Genomic DNA, 17,234 nt, shown 5'->3' with positions numbered 1-17,234 from the left:
AGGGGGGGTGAGCGCGCCTCCGATCAGGGCGTGATCTGGATCGGGGTGCCGTCCCGCACCATCCGCCAGATCTCGTCCATATCGCTGTTTTGTAAAGCAATGCAGCCGTGCGTCCAATCGCGGCTGCTATATTGGCGACGCATGCTCTCGGATTGGATGTAGTTCGGCAAGCCATGGAGCATGATCATGCCGCCCGGGCTGTAACCGAGCTGGCGGCTGACGTGCCGATCCCGCTCATTGGGATAGGAGATGTGGATCGCCTTGTAATAGTTGCTGTTCGGATTGCGCCAGTTCAGCACATAGGTGCCTTCTGGCGTGCGCTGATCCCCTTCGCGGAACTTGTGTCCGACCGGCGAGCCGCCGAGGGCGACGCGGTACTCCCGAACGACCTTGCCGCTACTGACGAGCTCCAGCTTGCGCGCGGATTTCTTGACGACCACCCGATCCACGGGACCGACATATTGGGTCGGCGGAGGCGGGGTGGCACAGCCCGCCAAGCCAAGGAGGGCGATCAAGGTGAGTGCGCCGGTCGCGCGGACGAGCCGCCGCCGAGTCGACGGGGCCGGCGACGGCGCGTGATGAAGGGTTTCGATGGCGTGTGCGGGCGGTATTTCAGCGTTCATAGGCCGGGTCCTGTAGCAGGCATGTCGTCGTGTCGTAAAGCTCGTAACCAGTGCCAAAAAGTCTATGTAAGACGCTGAGAAAAATCTATCTTCTTCACCGATAGGCCTTCCGCGTGTGGCGCTGGTGTCGCGCTAGAAGCTGGGTAGGACACGGAGAAACAGCGTCTTGAGATACGCCGTTTCCGGGATGGCGGGGTGAACCGGGTGATCCGGGGCTTGCTGACCGACCTCCAGCACCTGCAGGCTGCGGCCAGCGCGCCGCGCCGCCTGCTGGACAGCGTGCAGAAAGGCATCGCGCCCCATGTGGAAGGAGCACGAGGAGGTGACGAGCAGACCACCCGGCTCCAACAGCTCCATGCCGAGCCGATTGAGCCGTTGATAGGCCTGTGTGCCTTCCTTCTCGTCCTTGCGACGCTTGATGAAGGCCGGCGGATCCAGAATGACCGTGTCGAAGCGCCGGTTCTCGTCGCGCAGCGCGCGCAGGACTTCAAAGGCGTCGCCTTGGCGGTGATGCACCTGCCGATCGAGTCCATTGCGCGCCGCGTTGTCCGCCACGCGCTCGAGCGCCTGGTGCGAGACATCGACGCAGGTCACCTCGGAGGCCCCCAGCGCGGCCGCACGCAAGCCCCAGGCGCCGATGTAGCTGCACACATCCAGCACCCGCTCGCCGACACCATAGCGGGCCAAGCGCGCGCGGTTCTCGGCTTGGTCGAAGAACCAGCCCGTCTTCTGTCCGGTCATGGGCGAGATGCGAAACTCCAGGCCATGCTCGGTCAGCGTCAGCTCGTCCGTGGGCTCGCCGAGCACGCACTCCACGCCCTGATCGAGTCCCTCCAGCTCGCGCACGGCCGTGTCGTTGCGCAGCACGATGGCCTTGGGACGCACGACCTGCTCCAGCGCCGCCAGGATCTCACCGCGCACACGCTCCATCCCAGCCGTGGTGATCTGCACCGCCAGCAGGTCCTGATAGCGGTCCACGACCAGCCCCGGCAGACCATCGCTCTCCCCGAACACCAGCCGGTAGAACGGCGCCTGGTGCAGACGCTGGCGCAGTTGCAGTGCGTCGTGAATCCGTTTCAGCCAGAGTGCTGGGCTGAGCGGATGATCCCGGTCCCGGCTCAGGATGCGGGCGCACAGCAGCGCGTGCGGGTTGGCATAGCCGTGGCCGATCCAGCGCTCCTGCCGGCTGAGGATCTCCACGGGCTGCCCCGGCTCCAGACCCTTCAATGGCGTGGCTTGGGTATCGACTTCATTGCTGTAGATCCAGCAATGGCCGGCAAGGAGGCGGCGCTCCTGATCTTTGCGCAGGATGAGTGGCTGAGGTTTCATGTCGGCTTCCCGGTTGGGGGTGAGTGCGGTCTGTGGTTAACCCATGAAGACTATCAGAAGCGGCGGCGGCTGGCCTTGCCATGGAAAGCCGCGGCGAGGCAACCCACTCTCGGTTGAAGCGGCGCGAGCCGTCGTCAACCAGACCCCGGAGGATCCGCCATGTCCCCGTCCGATGCCCGCGTGGCCGCGCAGACCAACCGGCTGGCGACAACCACCAGCCCCTACCTCCAGCAGCACGCCCACAACCCGGTCGATTGGTGGCCCTGGTGCGAGGAGGCGCTCGCCCTCGCGCGTGAGCAGGATCGCCCCATCCTCCTGTCGATCGGCTACGCGGCCTGCCACTGGTGCCATGTGATGGCGCATGAGTCCTTCGAGGACCCAGCGACGGCGGCGCTGATGAACCGGCTCTTCGTCAACATCAAGGTCGACCGCGAGGAGCGGCCCGATCTCGACCGTCTCCATCAGACGGCCCACCAGCTGCTGACCCAGCGTGCGGGCGGCTGGCCGCTGACCGTCTTCCTGACCCCGGACGATCATCGGCCCTTCTTTGCCGGGACCTATTTCCCGCCCGAGCCGCGCCACGGGATGCCATCTTTCGCGCAGCTGTTGGCGAGCGTCGAGCGTGCCTATCGCGAGCAGCGCGATGCCATCCGTTCGCAGAATGCCGCCCTCATGGATGCGATGGCGAAGCTGGAGCCGACCATGGGCCAGAGCCTGCCGGAGGCGGCGCTACTGGACGCCGCCGTCACGCAGTTGGCCGAGGTTTTCGACACCGAGCATGGCGGCTTCGGCGCGGCGCCGAAGTTCCCCCACGCGCCCGACCTGGAGTTCTTGCTCAGGCGGCATGCCGCGGGCGCGGCAGGCGTCGGGTCAGTGCCGGGACCGCTGCGGATGGCGACCCTCAGCCTGGAGCGCATGGTCCGCGGCGGTCTCCTGGACCAGCTCGGCGGCGGTTTCTATCGCTATTCGGTGGATGCGCGCTGGATGATCCCGCACTTCGAGAAGATGCTCTACGACAACGGGCCGCTGCTCGCCCTCTGCAGCGACGCCTACGCGACGAGCGGCGAGCCGATCTTTCGTCATGCGGCGGAAGCCACGGCCGACTGGGTGATGCGGGAGATGCAGTCGCCCGAGGGAGGCTATTACTCGAGCCTGGACGCCGACAGCGAGGGCCATGAGGGCACGTTCTACCTCTGGGACCGCGATGAGGTTCGCGCGCTGCTGAGTCCGGCGGAAGATGCCCCCTTTGCCGCCGTCTATGGGCTCGACCAGCCCGCCGGTTTCGAGGGGCGCTGGCACCTGCATGGGCGCAGGTCGCCGCAAGCGGTCGCGGGGGGTCTGGGGCTTGGCGAGGCGCAGGTCGATGCCCTGCTCGCCAGCGCCCGCGCGACCCTGTTCGCGGCACGCGAGCGCCGTGTGCGCCCCGGTTGTGACGACAAGGTGTTGACCGCCTGGAACGCCCTCATGGTCAAGGGGATGGCGCGCGCGGCACGGGTCTTCGACCGCCCCGACTATCTCGAATCCGCCGAGCAGGCGCTGCGCTTCATACGCGCCACGCTATGGCGGCAAGGGCGTCTGCGCGCGACCTACAGGGACGGCATCGCCCATCTCAACGCCTACCTGGACGACTACGCCAACCTCATCGATGCCCTGCTGGAGCTGCTCCAGACACGCTGGTCGGGAGATCGTCTGGACTTTGCCATCGACCTCGCCGAGGTCCTCTTGGAGCAGTTCCAGGATCCCGAGCAGGGCGGCTTCTGGCTGACCGGGCACGACCATGAGCCGCTCATCCATCGCCCGAAACCCTTGGCCGATGAGTCCATGCCCTCGGGCAACGGCGTCGCGGCCTTTGCACTGCAGCGCCTGGGGCACCTCATCGGCGAGCCGAGATACCTGAATGCGGCGGCGGGCGCCCTCAAACTTGCCGCCGCATCCATGCGGCGCATGCCCTACGCGCACGCCATGCTCCTCATGGCGCTGGAGGAGCACCTGCAGCCGCCCGAGGTGATGGTGATCCGTGCGTCGGACGACCGCTTGGAAACCTGGCAAAGGCAGGCCCAGCAGGGCTACCGACCCCATCGGCTCGTCCTCGCCATCCCGGCGTCTCAGACCAGGCTCCCGGGCACCCTGGCGGCGATGCGGGCGGGCGATCGTCCGTGCATCTACCGCTGCCGTGGAACCCATTGCGAGCCACCTGTCGGGTCGCTCGCCGAATTGGCCTGAGTGGCCGACCGGTCGGGACCATCCGCCGCGGCGCGCAGTGCGACTGGCGAGCCGTGCTCCGCTAATAGACCCAAGGTACGAACTTCTTCACCCGCCGCGCATAGTCCGCATACTCGGGATGCCGCTCCGTGAGCCAGCCTTCCTCCTTGCCCGCCTTGTAGTCGAAGAAGAAGAAGCCAACCGCCAGGATGGCCAGGTGGGTGAGGCTGAGGCTGTAGAGCGTCCAGCCGAAGGCCGCGAAGAGTTGGCTGCTATAGAGCGGATGCCTCACCAGAGAATAGACGCCGTGCTGCACCAGTTGACTGTGGTCGACGGGGTAGGGGAGCGGGGTGAGGTAGTCGCGGATGTGCATCGAGCCCAGGCCGCCGAAGGCGAGGGCGACCAGCCCGAACAAAGCTAAGGCACCCCAGCGTAGGGGTGCGATCGCCTCCATCACGCCCTGGGTCGCGAGCGGATTCCAGGCCGGTGTGATGATAAAGGCGAAAAAAAGGACGAATTGCAGCACGACGAGATACTCGCCGCGTTTGCCTTTGAGGGCATGCAAGGCTGACATGTTCGACTCCTTGTGGTTGTCGCTGTTGCGATGGGTGGGTGTGCGATGTCGGTTGACTGAAGGGAAGACGCTCGGCTTGGCCGACGTCGACCTCCGATAAGGTGCCTGTGCCAGTGCTTTTCGATACACTCCAGCATTTTGGGCGGCGCTGCCTTAGTCACTCCGATACATGACTTGTTCCGACACATGATTTGTTCTGACACATGATTTGTTCTGACACATGATTTGTTCTGACACATGATTTGTTCCGACGTATGACTCCTTCCGATGCATCTTCCTCGAATCACGCTCGCTCAGACGACTCTGGCTCTAGCGAGGACCTTGGCGCGACCTTCGACTGGCCCGTGCGAGTCTACTATGAGGACACGGACGCGGCGGGCGTGGTCTTCTACGCCAACTATCTGCGCTTCATGGAGCGCGGGCGCACCGAGTGGCTGCGTGCCCTCGGGTTCGAGCAGGATGCGCTGCGCGAGCATCACGATCTCCTCTTCGCCGTGCGCGACCTGACGCTGGATTACCTCTTTCCCGCGCGCTTCAATGACCGCTTGACCGTGAGGTCGGCACTGGCGCGGCGCGGAGGCGCAAGCCTGGAGTTCGAGCAGAGCGTTGTGCGTGCCACCGATCAACGCTGCTGCTGCCAGGGACGCGTCAAGGTGGTTTGCCTGGATGCCGCGACCTTGCGTCCACGGCGCATGCCTGACTTCCTCGTCAACGGAATCCTGTCTGGTCTCGCGCGTCAACTGCACGCGCCCACGGAGTAATCTGCAATGAGTACCGATCTGTCGCTGCTGAGCCTGGTGCTCAACGCGAGCTTCGTCGTTCAGTTGGTGTTGGCCGTCCTGTTGGTGGCATCCGTCATCTCCTGGACGATGATTCTCGACCGTGCCCGGGTCCTCGGCGCCGCGCGCAAGACCGCGAACGCCTTCGAGGAGCGGTTCTGGTCAGGCGGAGATCTCAGCGCGCTCTACAAAGAGCTCAGCGAGAAGGGCAAGGGCAGTCAGGGTCTGGCGTCGATCTTCCGCGCCGGCTTCAAGGAGTTCGTCCGCCTGCGCAAAACCGAGGGCAATGACATGATGGCGGTGCTGCAGGGGGCGGAGCGCTCCATGCGCGTGGCCATGAGCCGTGAGATGGATCGCTTGGAGACCAACCTGGCCTTCCTCGCGACGGTCGGCTCGACCAGCCCCTATGTCGGGCTCTTCGGCACCGTGTGGGGAATCATGCAGGCCTTCCACGCACTGGGAAATGTGGAGCAGGCTACGTTGGCGCTGGTCGCGCCCGGTATCTCGGAGGCCCTGGTCGCAACGGCGATCGGACTCTTCGCCGCCATCCCGGCGGTCATCGCCTACAACCGTTACGCGAACCAGGTCGAGCGCATCAATAACAGGTACGAGGAATTCGTCGAAGAGTTCTCCACCCTGCTCCAGCGTCAAGGCCGCGGCTGAGTCGCCCGGAGCCTGCTGCCATGGTCAAGCATATGCGCCGCCGCAACCGCCGCCGGTTGATGGCCGAGATCAATGTCGTGCCCTACATCGATGTGATGCTGGTGCTGCTGGTCATCTTCATGGTGACGGCGCCCCTGATCACCTCGGGCGTCAAGGTGAGTCTGCCGCAGGAGAAGGCGGGCGGGCTCGCGAGCCCGACCACCGAGTCGGTCGTCATCACCGTGGACGAATTCGGCGACTACTACGTGGATGTCGGCACGGAGAAGAATCAGCCGGCGAGCGATCAGATCCTCTTCGACAGGATTCGCACCGTGCTCGAATACCGCCCGGACACGCCCATCCTGGTGCGGGCGGACAACCGAGTCGACTATGGCCGTGTGGTGCGTGCCATGGTCATCGCCCAAGCCGCGGGTGCGCCGGAGGTCGGGCTGATCACCGTGCCCCCGGAGCGCCGTGAGCGCTAGCCATGTGGGAGATCCTGCGCCGCAATCGGCGCGCCTTCTACTGGTCGCTCGGGCTGCATCTCGTCTTTGCGATGCTCCTGTTCCTGGGCGTCAACCTGACCCGCCCGGCGGTGGATGCCGGCGCCAAGGCGCGCGTCGTCAAGGCAACCATCGTCTCCGACCGCACCCTGGACGCGCTCGTCGCCGAGATCGAATCCGAGACGGCGCGGCCGCCAGCGGATCAGGCCCTGCAAGCGGATGGTGCCGCGGCCCCCGAGGCGCCGCCCGAGCCGGATGCGGCCGAGATCGAGGCGCGGAGACTGGCGGCCGAGGAGGCGCAGCGCCAAGCGGAACTTGCGGCGCAGCGCGAGGCTGAGGCGCAGCGCGAGGCGCAGGTCCGTCGCGAGGCTGAGCAGGTTGCACGGCGCGAGGCTGAGCAGGCCGCCCAGCGCGAAGCTGAGCAGGCCGCCCAGCGCGAGGCCGAGGAAGCGGCGCGGCGACAAGCCCAGCTAGAGGCTCAGCGCGCTCAGGAAGCCGCGCAGCGCCAGGCGGCCGAAGAGCAGCGCCGGGCGGCGCAGGCCGAGGCGACACGTCAGGCCGAGGCCGCGCGCCGCCAGGCCGAGCAGGAACGACGCGCCCAAGCCGCACGCGAGCAGGCCAAAGCGGAGCAGCTGCGCGCCGAGGAGGAGGCACGCCGTCAGGCCGCGGAACTCGCCCGCCGTCAGGCCGACGAGGAACGCCAGGCCGCCGAGGCGCGTGCGCGGGCGCAGGCGGAGCGCCTGCGCGCGGAGGAGGCGGCCAGGCAGATGGCCTCCGAGCGCGAGCGTCTGCGCAAGGAAGCCGAGCAGCGCGCCGCCGAGGAGCAGGCCAGGCTGGAGGCCGAGCGTCAGCAGCGCATTGCCGAGGAGGCCCAGCGGCTGGCGGAGGACGAGCAGCGCCGCCTTGCGGAAGAGGTCGAGCAGCGCCGTCGCGAGCAGCAGGCGCGCGAGCAGGCGGCCGTGGATTCGCAGCGTGCCGCGGCCCAGGAGGCTCAACGGTCGCGCGAAGAGGATTTGCTGTCCCAGCTTGCTTGGGAGCAGATTGAGCGGGAAGCGGAGCCTTACATCGCGGCGATCCGGGATCGAGTTGGCCAATATTGGGTCCGTCCACCAGCTAACGATGTGAATCTGGAAACGAAAGTCTCGTTGCGTTTGCTCGCGACCGGCGAGGTGGTGCCGAATAGCGTCCGGCTTGCCGGGAGTAGCGGTAACACCGCGTTCGACCAATCCGTGATCGCTGCCGTTTACAAAGCCTCGCCACTGCGAGTGCCATCAGGTCCACCCTTCGAATTCTTCCGCGACTTCGATTTCACCTTCAAGCCTCGAGATACCGCACCATGAGCCGAACAACGCGCTTGCTGCGCATCCTCCTCGCCGCCGCCCTGAGCCTGTGCGGCGTAGCGCTCGCCTCGGCCGCGCCACGTCTGAACATCCAGATCACCGGCGGTGTCGAGGCCGCGCAGCCCATCGCCGTCGTCCCCTTCGGTGTCTCGGAAGGCCTCATTCCGCCGATCGATGTCGCCGCCATCATCAGCGCGGACCTGGCCCGCACCGGCAAGTTCAAGCCCATGCCGACGCGCGACATGCTCGACATGCCGACCACGCATGCGGATGTGGACCTGCGCGACTGGAGTCTGCTCGGGATGAACAACCTGGTCATCGGCCGCGTCGAGACCGATGCGACCGGCTTTCGGGTGAGCTTCAGCCTCTACGATGTCTTCCGCGGGACCGAGCTGGCCAGCACCAGCATGCTGAGCACCAAGAACGGCCTGCGCGCCACCGCCCACCACATCGCGGACATGATCTACGAGAAGCTGACCGGCCAGAAAGGCGTGGCCGCGACGCGGATCGCCTACATCACCTCGACCGGCAGCGGGGATAGCCTCAAGGTGACCCTGCGCGTGTCGGACGCCGACGGCTACAACCCGCAGACCATCGTCTCCTCGGGTGAGCCCATCATGTCGCCCGCCTGGTCCCCGGACGGCCGCCGCATCGCCTATGTCTCGTTCGAGAACCGACGCCCCGCGATCTATGTGCAGGAGCTCGATTCCGGCCGCCGCGAGCTGCTCGCCAGCTACCCGGGCATCAATGGTTCGCCGGCCTTCTCTCCGGATGGCACGCGTCTCGCCATGACCCTGTCCAAGGATGGGAATCCGGATATCTACACGCTCAACCTGCTCAGCCGCGAGCTGATCCGGCTGACCGACCACTACGCCATTGACACCGAGCCGTCCTGGTCGCCGGACGGCCGCTCCATCATCTTCACCTCGGACCGGGGCGGTAGCCCGCAGATCTATCGGATGTCCGCATCCGGCGGGGCGGCCGAGCGGGTCAGCATCGACGGCGACTACAATGGCCGCGCCTCCTATTCGCCGGACGGCCGCTCGATCGCCATGGTGACGCGCATCAATGGTGCCTTTCGCATCGCGGTGCTGGACACCGGTCGCGGGACCACCCGTCTGCTCAGCAGCGGCGATCTGGACGAGTCCCCGAGTTTCGCGCCCAACGGCAGCATGGTAATTTACGCCACCATTCATGGCGACCGGGGCGTCTTGGCCGCCGCCTCCGTCGAGGGTGGCGGGAGCCAACGTCTATCCCAAGACTCGGGGCAGGTGCGAGAGCCGGCCTGGTCCCCCTTCATGCGCTGAGGAGCCCAGCACCATGCGTGGCCTTTCAAGATTCCAAGTTCCGATCCTTGCGCTGTTCGTGCTCGTACTCGCCCTGACCGGCTGCGCGAGCACACCAAGGGAGCCGTTGCCCGAGTCGGTCCCGGTCGCGCCTCCAGCGCCATTGCCCCGCGTCACTCGGGAAGATGCCGTCACGACACCGGTCGAGCCGATCAAACCCACGTACGCCGGTCCTTGGGAGGACCCAGCGAATCCACTCTTCAATCGCACCATCTATTTCGACTACGACACGGCCGAGATCAAGCAGGAATTTCTCCCCCTGATGCGCACGCACGCGCGCTATCTCGGCGGTCATACGGAGACGCGCGTGACCCTCGAAGGTCATACGGACGAGCGGGGAACGCGCGAATACAACCTGGCGCTTGGCGACCAGCGCGCGGAAGCCGTGCGTCGCTTCATGCTCGCCGAAGGGGTGCGACCAGACCAGATGGCGACGCTGAGCTACGGTGAGGAGCGCCCCGCGGGGCTCGGTCACAATGAGCAATCCTGGCGTCAGAACCGTCGCGTCATCATCCAGTATTGATGGGAAGCCACGTTATGAAGTCTCACTTGCACGCGACCTTGCTGACAGCGGCGGCTGTCATGGGATTGACGACCACGCTCGCCCACGCTGATCAGGTCTTGGAGGGGCGTGTCGGCCGCCTCGAACGCATCCTGGAGAACCAGAGCGGCTCCGATCTGCTGCTGCAGGTGCAGCGTCTGCAGACTGAGATGCAAGAGTTGCGTGGCATGGTCGAGCAGCAGCGTTTCGACATCGAAAAGCTCCAGCGCCAGCAACGCGATCAATTCCTGGATATCGACTCGCGTCTCAACCGGTCGCTCAGTGGCGGTCAGGCCACGCCGCTCGGGAGCCCCGCGGGCAATGGTGAAGCCCAGCCGCCGCTGCCGCCGGGCATGGTGGATGCCAGCGGCGGCGCGCTGTCTCCGCCGGCTGGCGCGCAGCCGTCGGATGCGCCAGTGGTGGCGCCGACGCCTTCCAGCCCTGGCGCGGTTGGCATCCCCTCGCTGCCCTCGCCCGAGACCATCGGCGGTAGCGAGCGGGATCTCTACAGCCATGGTTTCGAGCTGCTCAAAGACCGCAAGTACGAGGAAGCCAAGGCCGCCTTCAACGAGCTGCTGCGTCGCTATCCCCAGGGCGAGTTCGCCGACAACGCCCGCTACTGGCTCGGCGAGACCTACTATGTCCTGCGCGACTATCCATCCGCCATGGCCGAGTACGATCGCCTCGTCCAGCTCAACCCGAGCAGTCCCAAGGTCCCTGGCGCCATGTTGAAGATCGGTTTCATCCAATTCGAGCAGCGCGACTTGGACCAGGCCAAGGCGACCTTAGAGCAGGTCATCCGCACCTATCCAAACACCACAGAGGCCAGACTCGCCAAGAGCCGACTCGAACGCATCAGCCGCGGGACACCCTGAGTGATCTGGCGGATCCAATTGGCCGGCTCATCCGCTCTTGAAAAAGCAAAAGAGCAGACTATAATGACCAGCCTTTCGCGCCCTTAGCTCAGTTGGTAGAGCATCTGACTTTTAATCAGGTGGTCGTGCGTTCGAGTCGCACAGGGCGCACCAAATTAACGATTTAACATCAAAGGGATACATCATGCGGTGTATCCCTTTTTTGTTATCGCGACGTTGGGGTGTGCCGGAAAATGTGCGCTCTTTCCGCACCCCGTTGCTACGCCAGTGTCTTCCAGATCACAGGTTGAGCGCATTTCCAGCGCCTCGGCCGCTCCGGGCGAGCCCGCGTCCAGCACGCGGAGGCCGGTCTCGATCCGGGCGGCATGCGCCGCCAAATGCTCGGGCGCGAGATGAGCGTACTTGCGGACCATCTCGAAACTGGTCCAGCCGCCCAGCTCTTGGAGCACATGCAGCGGTGTGCCGGACTGCACATGCCACGAGGCCCAGGTATGACGTAGGTCGTGCCAGCGAAAATCCTCGATTCCAGCCCGTTTCAAGGCCTTCTTCCAGGCGGCCGTTCCGGCCTTGGTGATCGGCGTCCATTCCATCGCACCCCGGCTATTGCGCCTCTGATAGGCAAAGACCCGTTGCGAGTGCCGGTGCTCCCAACGCCGCAGGATCAGGACGGCGTCGGTATTGAGGGGCACGCCGATCGCCCTTCGCGCCTTGGCTTGGTCCGGATGGATCCAGGCGACGCGTCGCTCAAGATCCACCTGGCTCCACTCGAGTGCGGTCACATTCGCCTCACGCAGCCCCGTGGACAGACTAAAGCGCGCCATGTCGGCCAGATGCTCGGGCAGTTCCGCGATGAGTCGCTCCGCTTCCTCGTGGGTCAGCCAGCGAATCCGTTGCTTCGACTCCGGCAGCAGCCGGACGGAGGGTGCGCGCTCCAGCCACCCCCATTCACGCTCGGCACGCCGGAGCATGGCGCGCACGAGCGCCAACATCCGGTTGGCGGTTGCGTTGCAGGCGCCGTCCTGACGCTTTGCGCGCGCGATCTGATCCAAGCGATCGCGGTCGATGTCATCCAACACGAGGCCGGCCAGATGCGGGTCCAGCCATCGCAAGTGACAGAGATCGTCCTCGTGGCTCGCCTTGTGTGCCGTCTCCTCGATCCAGCGGACCACGGCCTCCTGCCAGGTGTGGCGGGGGCGCTGTCCAAGGCGCTCCTCGCGCCAGCGCTCCTGCTTCAGCTGCGCTTCGTACTCCTCGGCAGCCTTCTTGTCTTCGGTGCCAGTAGACTGGCGTACTTTTTTGCCGTTTGGCGTGGTGAATCGCACCCACCACCTGCGGCTGTTTGGTCTGCGGTAGAGCATGTCGGTTGCCCTCGTGGCTCTGCCGCCCGCGCCGTCTCAGCGTAGCGTGAGCGCAGCCAGTTGGCCAAGTCCTCGTCGATGAAGACCCAGTGCTTTCCCGGCTTGGCGCTGGGAATCTCCCCTGCGGCGGCGAGTCGACGTAGCGTCTCCGGATGCATGCGCAGGAAGGCGGATGCCTCAGTTAGATCGAGGGTTCTCATCGATTGGGTCGCACCGGGAAGAGTTCGTGAATCTCGCGTGGCGGATTCCATCAAGTCTCAATGCAGCCGTCTTCCCAGCCGCCTCGCGCAGCTGGTGGGGCCATGTGGACCTCTATGCCCTCCGGTGCTAGCAACGACTCGGATGTCTTGTGACGATTGCCGCGGACCGGTGGCAGCACAGCCTGCGCCGAGGCCGTCTCGAGTGTGGAGGACCGCAGTCCGTTTCAGGCAATGACGGCCGTGCCGGAGTACCTTTCCTCGGTTAATTGGCCTGCTGCAAGGATGTCGCATGGCTGCCTCTCCTAGAGATCGCGACGTGTCGTTGTCTGCTTCTGCTTTGCAGGTCGATGGGGTGCCGTGTGCCGGAGCATGCACAGCAGTGTCGGCAGATGGGGCTTAGTCAAAAGTAAATCGTAATTGACTTTATGTGTCAAGCGGACGGTTGACTGGGGCCGTTGGGAGGCAGCGCCCATCCCTCGAGCGATCAGGTTTGGGACGCGCCTGGCGTGGCGCTGCATAGAGGGTCACGGAAAGGTGGCAAGCCCTCGGCGCGCAGCCTCATGCCGGCGGCAGGTTCTCATCCTCTCCGAGCAAGAGCTCAATCGCCTTGGCAATCCGTGCCCCCGCCGGTGGGTTCTCCAGATAACGCAGGACCAGCCGCGTCACTTCATCCCGTACAGCTGGGTCGGCCGCCGCCAGGCGCCGCGACAGATCATCGAGCAGCTCGGCGAGCGGAGGTGTCCCTGGATGACCCGGCGGGGAAGGGCCGACGGGCGTTGCGCCTGCGCTCGGCGTGTGCTCCGACGCGAGCATCGGCTCCGTGCCGTGCAGAAGCCAGTAGGGATTCACGCCGCAGGCACGCTGCAAGGCGTTCAACGCCTCCCACTGCGGCTCCGTGATCCCACGCTCCCATTGCGAGACCGCCTGTTTGGAAATCCCACCCGCGCACTGCCCGAGTGCGGTTTGAGTGAGCTTTAGCTGCTTGCGCAGGATCTTCACGCGATCGGCGACAGTGTCCATGGCGACAAGTTTACTTGACATCTCCTGCAGGTCAATTGACTTTTTGCCACAATCGTACTTTACTTTTCGCCATGATCACCAAATCCGACCTGATCAGCGCGCTGGGCACCCTGGCCGCGGTGGCCAAAGAAGCCGATTGCTCCAAGCAGGCAGTGGCGCAGTGGTCCGAGCGCATTCCGCTGCGCAGCGCCGTCTGCATCGCGCGCAAAGGGCGCTGGTCGCTCGAGGAACTGCGCCCGGACCTCTTTGGGCCGCTGCCCGTGCGCGCTGGTGCGCGCGCCTCATGTCGCTCACGCCTGTCCCGCGGCTGATCGGCTTGGGCGGGTGATCGAACGTCGTGGCCATCCGACTCGAAGACGCGGAACTGGCCGCGCTCAGCGGACAACGCCCTGAGCTCTGGCAACTCTACATCGTGCTGAGAACCCTCATGGACTATCACACCGGCTTGGTTGGTTCGACCCGTCGCATCTCCTGGCGCAGCTTGCAGGAGGCGCTCTATGTCGAGCCCGGCCAGGGGCTCGAAGGCACGGGTACGCCGACCAAGGCCAAGGTCCGGCGCCTCGCTGAAGGGCTTGAGCGCGCCGGTTTGGTGCGCAATCGCAGTGCCTTGAAACAGCTTATTTTTTTCCTTCCGTTGGCGGGGACGGATCAGTTTGCGCCAAATAAACCCGGCACAAACCCGGCACAAACCCGGCATACCGATCCCGGCACCTCGGATTCCAGCAACGACGCGGCCTGCGGGCCAGATCCGTCGACAACCCGGCAGGTGCCAAATTCAAAAGGGCGCGCGGAACCCGGCACCCTTCCGGTATCCGGAATCCGGAAAGAAAAGACTGTGCTAACGCACAGATTGCGCGACGGGCCGTTTTCGGCGTCCGGCGGCGGTGGTCCAACCCCGGGCCGGGGCGAGCCCGATGCCCGTCCTGGCGGCCCAGTGTCCGCCCGCACCGATGCCGTGCAGCCGATCTTCGCCTACTGGCAGCAGGTCATGGCCAAGCCCCAGGCCAAGCTGGACGCCAAGCGGCGCTCCGCCATCGCCGCTCGCCTGAAGGACGGCTACACGCCGGCCCAGCTGCAGCGCGCCATCGACGGCTGCCGCGCCTCCGCCTGGCACCAGGGGCGCAACGACCGTGGGCGCGCCTTCGACGACATCGCGCTCATCTGCCGCGACGCGGCCCGGGTCGAGCAGTTCCTCGCCCTGGCCGCCGGCCAGCACGCCGAACAGGCCGCGCTGGAGGCCTTTCTCAACCCGGACCCCGGTCCGCTGGAGGGGGAGTTCCATGTTGTGCGATCACGACCGTAAAGCCTTCTCGGACCTGCTCGATGAGGTCGGCGAGACCTACGGGCAGAGCGTCTCGGCGCGGCTCAAGCAGACCTGGTGGCGCTTGCTCGCCGAGCGCCTGGATCTTGCGACCCTGCGCCAGGTCCTGGATGGTCACCTGCTGGACGCCGAGCGCGGGCGCTACTTCCCGCGCCCGAGCGACATCATCGCCGTGCTGGAGCGCGCCGGCGGTGGACGTCCCGGTCCCGACGAGGCCTGGGCACTGGCGATCGACACCTTCGACGAGGCCGCGAGTGTCTGCGTCACCGAGGAGATCCTGCTCGCCGCGACGGCGGCCGCGCCGGTGTGGGAGCGCGGCGACCGCGTCGGCGCGCGCATGGCCTTCAAGTCCGCCTACGAGCGCCTGGTGGCCGAGCGGCGCCGGCAGGGGCAAGCGCCCCAGTGGCGACTCTCGCTTGGCTGGGATCCCCGACAGCGGACCGAGGCTGCCCAGCGTGCGGTCGCCGCCGGACGGCTGTCGGCCGAGGCGGTGCGCCACCTGCTGCCGGCACCGCAGGACGCGAGTACCCCAAAGCGGCTGACCGGGACCGTCGTGGCCCTGCCGCAGACCGAGGAGGCCACCACCCGCCAGCAGCTCCAGGCGCTGCGTGAGCGGATCCTGCGCGCCGTGCCGCCGCCGCCGACACCGCCCAGCGCGCGGGCCGAGGCCCGGCGTGCGCACATCGCGCAGCGCAAACGCACGACCGCCAAAGAGGTCGAGCGCCTGCGCGCGGGCCGAGGCACGCCATGAGCCTCCGCCCGGCGCCTCCAAGGGCACTCTCCTTGGCCCCAGGACTGCTGATCGCCCAACGCCCACCACCGCGAGGATCACGACCATGCCCCCTGCGCTGACCATTCGTGCCATGACACGCCCCGAGCTGGACACCCTGATCGAATGGGCCGCCGCCGAAGGCTGGAATCCCGGTCTCAACGACGCCCAGATCTTCTGGGACACCGACCCCGAGGGCTTCATCGTCCGCCCAGACCACCGCAGCCAAGGGCTGGGTCGTCAGCTCTGGCAGGCCCGTCGCGACCGACTCATCGCGCGGCTTCAGGCCCCGGCGGTGATCGGCATGGACGTCCCCGACGAGGGCGTCGCAACGGGTGCAGCGAAGCTGGCCCTCACTGAACACGGCGCCGCAGCCGTGGCAGCGAAACCAGGTGGCTTCACTGGCGGCCATCACCCGCCCCTCGAAGCTCTGGGCCAAGAGCCGACGCGCCTGCTCGGCCTGCACGCGAGGCACGGATCGTTGCCCCGCCATCCGGCGCGCCCCGGACAGGCGAAACGCACTACCGGCCCTGGCCAGCGCCTCTCCAGCGGCCTTCAGGACTCCACGCCGGGCCTCGAAGACCATATCCATCTCGTCATCCCCGGGTTTCACCAAGATGCGGGCGCCTCCCGACAGCGGTAAGCGTCAGGCTCGACAACCGCGACGCCGACGCGGTCTCTCGCCGGCCATCACGCTGCGAGCCTGCGTGATCGAGCGGAATGGTGGAATCCTGCCTCGAGCCTTCTCCAACCCTGGTTTCAGGATAGGCGCATCCCGCAAACTCGCCTAAGCTGGCAATCAGATGTCAGCTTGCCACAGCGGACCCCGATCTCGATGCGACGCCTATACTCGATTCAACCTCAGCGGTCGTCTCTTGCTGCGCTCAGCACCCTGCTGGTGCCCGGCGCGGTGCTGGGTTTCGATGATCGCCCGGCGACGCTCGCGGCAGCGGGCGGCAACCCCTTGGCGCTCAACGCCATGGCGTTTCTTGGTTGGTATTGGACGGTGCTCCTGGTCTTGGTCGCCGTCGCCGCTGCGGTGCGGTGCGCCTGCTTGGCGGGTGGGTCGGCGCGCCGCCCCGATCATCGGCGGAATGCGCCGACGACCCCTATCTGATGGCCTATCTGTCGGGCGGTCCACAGCGGGTGCTCGATACCCTGATGGCCAGCCTGGTGCAGCAGGGGGCGTTGCGGGTCAATGCCGTCACGCGGGAAGTGATCGCGGAGCACGCGGTGTCGGAAGACCGACCGAAGATCGAGCGTTACGCACGCAACCTCCTCGGGGGCGTCCATCAGATCAAGGATGCGGCACATTTTCGGCACTGGCTCCAGCGCGAGCTACGCACTTCACTGCGGATGATGGGGCAGCGTCTGCGCCAGGCAGGTCTGCTGGCACGGCCCAGCCTGCAGCCTGCAGGCGAAGGCGGTGCTGCCACTCACGATTGGCTTCAGCGCGCTCTTTGGGGTCGGCGTGATCCGCCTGATTGCCGGTGTCCTTGTCGGGCGGCCGGTCGGATTTCTGGTAATCAGCCTGGCACTGACCGCGCTGCTCGCCGGGTGGCTGTTACGGGGTCTGGGCCGCGAACGGGCCACCGCCCATGGCAAACGCCTGCTGGAGGCGGGTCGGTCTCAGCTCGGGCGCGGCGGTGACGACCGGCTGTGGATGGTCGCCTTGTTGGGGCTCGCCGGCTACGGGATGGGGCCTTTGGTCGACCTCCATCATGTGATGCACGTTGCGGCCAACGACTCGCTCTTTGGCGGCAGCAGTCCGAAGGGCAAAGGTGGCGACAGCTCGGGTGCGGGGGGTGGCGG

General features: G+C 66.2%; 20 protein-coding genes, 1 tRNA gene and 1 pseudogene. 16 read left to right on the top strand and 6 right to left on the bottom strand.

The features are described 5' to 3' along the window. Positions 1–23: 23 nt before the first annotated feature. Together CKO23_RS20895 and CKO23_RS20890 are read right to left on the bottom strand one after the other, a co-directional pair. Positions 24–623 (bottom strand): L,D-transpeptidase family protein, encoded by a 600-nt coding sequence (locus CKO23_RS20895; RefSeq protein WP_200334443.1) that lies wholly within the window; start codon positions 621–623, stop codon positions 24–26. 132 nt (positions 624–755) lie between these two features. Then, entirely contained in the window at positions 756–1,952 is a 1,197-nt protein-coding gene (locus CKO23_RS20890; protein ID WP_200334441.1) for a class I SAM-dependent rRNA methyltransferase, read from the bottom strand. Positions 1,953–2,111: 159 nt separating this feature from the next. Here CKO23_RS20890 and CKO23_RS20885 point away from each other — a divergent pair, with 159 nt between their 5' ends. Then, positions 2,112–4,175 (top strand): thioredoxin domain-containing protein, encoded by a 2,064-nt coding sequence (locus CKO23_RS20885; protein ID WP_200334439.1) that lies wholly within the window; start codon positions 2,112–2,114, stop codon positions 4,173–4,175. Positions 4,176–4,236: 61 nt separating this feature from the next. On the opposite strand, the gene CKO23_RS20880 is transcribed toward CKO23_RS20885, so the two are convergent. Beyond that, entirely contained in the window at positions 4,237–4,728 is a 492-nt protein-coding gene (locus tag CKO23_RS20880; protein ID WP_200334437.1) for a methyltransferase family protein, read from the bottom strand. Positions 4,729–5,072: 344 nt separating this feature from the next. Between CKO23_RS20880 and ybgC the strand changes: the two genes are divergently transcribed. The 8 genes from ybgC to CKO23_RS20840 all read left to right on the top strand — a co-directional run bounded on the left by ybgC (position 5,073) and on the right by CKO23_RS20840 (position 10,907). Continuing rightward, positions 5,073–5,489: a tol-pal system-associated acyl-CoA thioesterase gene (ybgC, locus tag CKO23_RS20875; RefSeq protein WP_346014651.1), complete on the top strand. Its 417-nt coding sequence runs from the start codon at positions 5,073–5,075 to the stop codon at positions 5,487–5,489. 6 nt (positions 5,490–5,495) lie between these two features. Continuing rightward, positions 5,496–6,170: a protein TolQ gene (gene tolQ / locus CKO23_RS20870; RefSeq protein ID WP_200334433.1), complete on the top strand. Its 675-nt coding sequence runs from the start codon at positions 5,496–5,498 to the stop codon at positions 6,168–6,170. 20 nt (positions 6,171–6,190) lie between these two features. After that, entirely contained in the window at positions 6,191–6,634 is a 444-nt protein-coding gene (gene tolR / locus CKO23_RS20865; protein ID WP_200334431.1) for a protein TolR, read from the top strand. A gap of 2 nt (positions 6,635–6,636) precedes the next feature. Continuing rightward, complete coding sequence (gene tolA / locus CKO23_RS20860) at positions 6,637–7,992, top strand: cell envelope integrity protein TolA (RefSeq protein ID WP_200334429.1); 1,356 nt, start codon at positions 6,637–6,639, stop codon at positions 7,990–7,992. Then, a complete protein-coding gene (gene tolB, locus CKO23_RS20855; protein WP_200334427.1) occupies positions 7,989–9,299 on the top strand; it encodes a Tol-Pal system beta propeller repeat protein TolB in 1,311 nt (436 codons plus the stop codon). Before tolA ends, tolB begins: the two co-directional genes overlap by 4 nt. A gap of 13 nt (positions 9,300–9,312) precedes the next feature. Continuing rightward, on the top strand, positions 9,313–9,861 hold the full coding sequence (pal, locus tag CKO23_RS20850; RefSeq protein ID WP_200334425.1) for a peptidoglycan-associated lipoprotein Pal: 549 nt from the start codon (positions 9,313–9,315) through the stop codon (positions 9,859–9,861). A gap of 14 nt (positions 9,862–9,875) precedes the next feature. Beyond that, positions 9,876–10,754, top strand: a complete 879-nt coding sequence (gene ybgF, locus CKO23_RS20845; RefSeq protein ID WP_200334423.1) for a tol-pal system protein YbgF — start codon at positions 9,876–9,878, stop codon at positions 10,752–10,754. A gap of 77 nt (positions 10,755–10,831) precedes the next feature. Continuing rightward, a tRNA-Lys gene (locus tag CKO23_RS20840) sits at positions 10,832–10,907 on the top strand. Positions 10,908–10,936: 29 nt separating this feature from the next. On the opposite strand, the gene CKO23_RS20835 is transcribed toward CKO23_RS20840, so the two are convergent. The 3 genes from CKO23_RS20835 to CKO23_RS20830 all read right to left on the bottom strand — a co-directional run bounded on the left by CKO23_RS20835 (position 10,937) and on the right by CKO23_RS20830 (position 13,353). Further along, positions 10,937–12,076 carry a tyrosine-type recombinase/integrase gene (locus tag CKO23_RS20835; protein ID WP_369408008.1) on the bottom strand — a complete coding sequence of 380 codons (1,140 nt, stop codon included), beginning with the start codon at positions 12,074–12,076 and terminating at the stop codon, positions 10,937–10,939. Then, positions 11,986–12,312 (bottom strand): helix-turn-helix domain-containing protein, encoded by a 327-nt coding sequence (locus tag CKO23_RS26780; RefSeq protein WP_369408007.1) that lies wholly within the window; start codon positions 12,310–12,312, stop codon positions 11,986–11,988. The genes CKO23_RS20835 and CKO23_RS26780 overlap by 91 nt, the downstream gene beginning before the upstream one ends. 558 nt (positions 12,313–12,870) lie before the next feature. Beyond that, complete coding sequence (locus tag CKO23_RS20830; protein ID WP_242482613.1) at positions 12,871–13,353, bottom strand: helix-turn-helix domain-containing protein; 483 nt, start codon at positions 13,351–13,353, stop codon at positions 12,871–12,873. Positions 13,354–13,403: 50 nt separating this feature from the next. Here CKO23_RS20830 and CKO23_RS20825 point away from each other — a divergent pair, with 50 nt between their 5' ends. The 7 genes and pseudogenes from CKO23_RS20825 to CKO23_RS26430 all read left to right on the top strand — a co-directional run. After that, complete coding sequence (locus tag CKO23_RS20825) at positions 13,404–13,643, top strand: Cro/CI family transcriptional regulator (protein ID WP_200334419.1); 240 nt, start codon at positions 13,404–13,406, stop codon at positions 13,641–13,643. 26 nt (positions 13,644–13,669) lie between these two features. Further along, positions 13,670–14,635, top strand: a complete 966-nt coding sequence (locus CKO23_RS20820; protein WP_200334417.1) for a hypothetical protein — start codon at positions 13,670–13,672, stop codon at positions 14,633–14,635. Further along, positions 14,613–15,404 carry a hypothetical protein gene (locus tag CKO23_RS20815; RefSeq protein WP_200334415.1) on the top strand — a complete coding sequence of 264 codons (792 nt, stop codon included), beginning with the start codon at positions 14,613–14,615 and terminating at the stop codon, positions 15,402–15,404. Before CKO23_RS20820 ends, CKO23_RS20815 begins: the two co-directional genes overlap by 23 nt. Before the next feature lie 85 nt (positions 15,405–15,489). Beyond that, entirely contained in the window at positions 15,490–16,065 is a 576-nt protein-coding gene (locus tag CKO23_RS25930) for a GNAT family N-acetyltransferase (RefSeq protein WP_242482612.1), read from the top strand. Between the two features lie 192 nt (positions 16,066–16,257). Next, positions 16,258–16,539, top strand: coding sequence for a hypothetical protein (locus tag CKO23_RS20805; RefSeq protein ID WP_200334413.1), 282 nt, complete (start codon positions 16,258–16,260; stop codon positions 16,537–16,539). Beyond that, positions 16,539–16,766: pseudogene (locus tag CKO23_RS26775) on the top strand (hypothetical protein); the annotation flags it as partial. The gene CKO23_RS20805 and the pseudogene CKO23_RS26775, both read left to right, overlap by 1 nt. An 82-nt stretch (positions 16,767–16,848) precedes the next feature. Next, positions 16,849–17,234 (top strand): TIGR04222 domain-containing membrane protein (locus tag CKO23_RS26430; RefSeq protein ID WP_346014650.1); only part of this gene is annotated, 386 nt, incomplete at its 3' end.

Origin of the sequence: Thiocystis violacea, from assembly GCF_016583565.1 — a bacterium.
In the GTDB taxonomy this organism is placed as follows: domain Bacteria; phylum Pseudomonadota; class Gammaproteobacteria; order Chromatiales; family Chromatiaceae; genus Thiorhodococcus; species Thiorhodococcus violaceus_A.
This window is presented reverse-complemented; position numbering and strand designations above follow the sequence as displayed.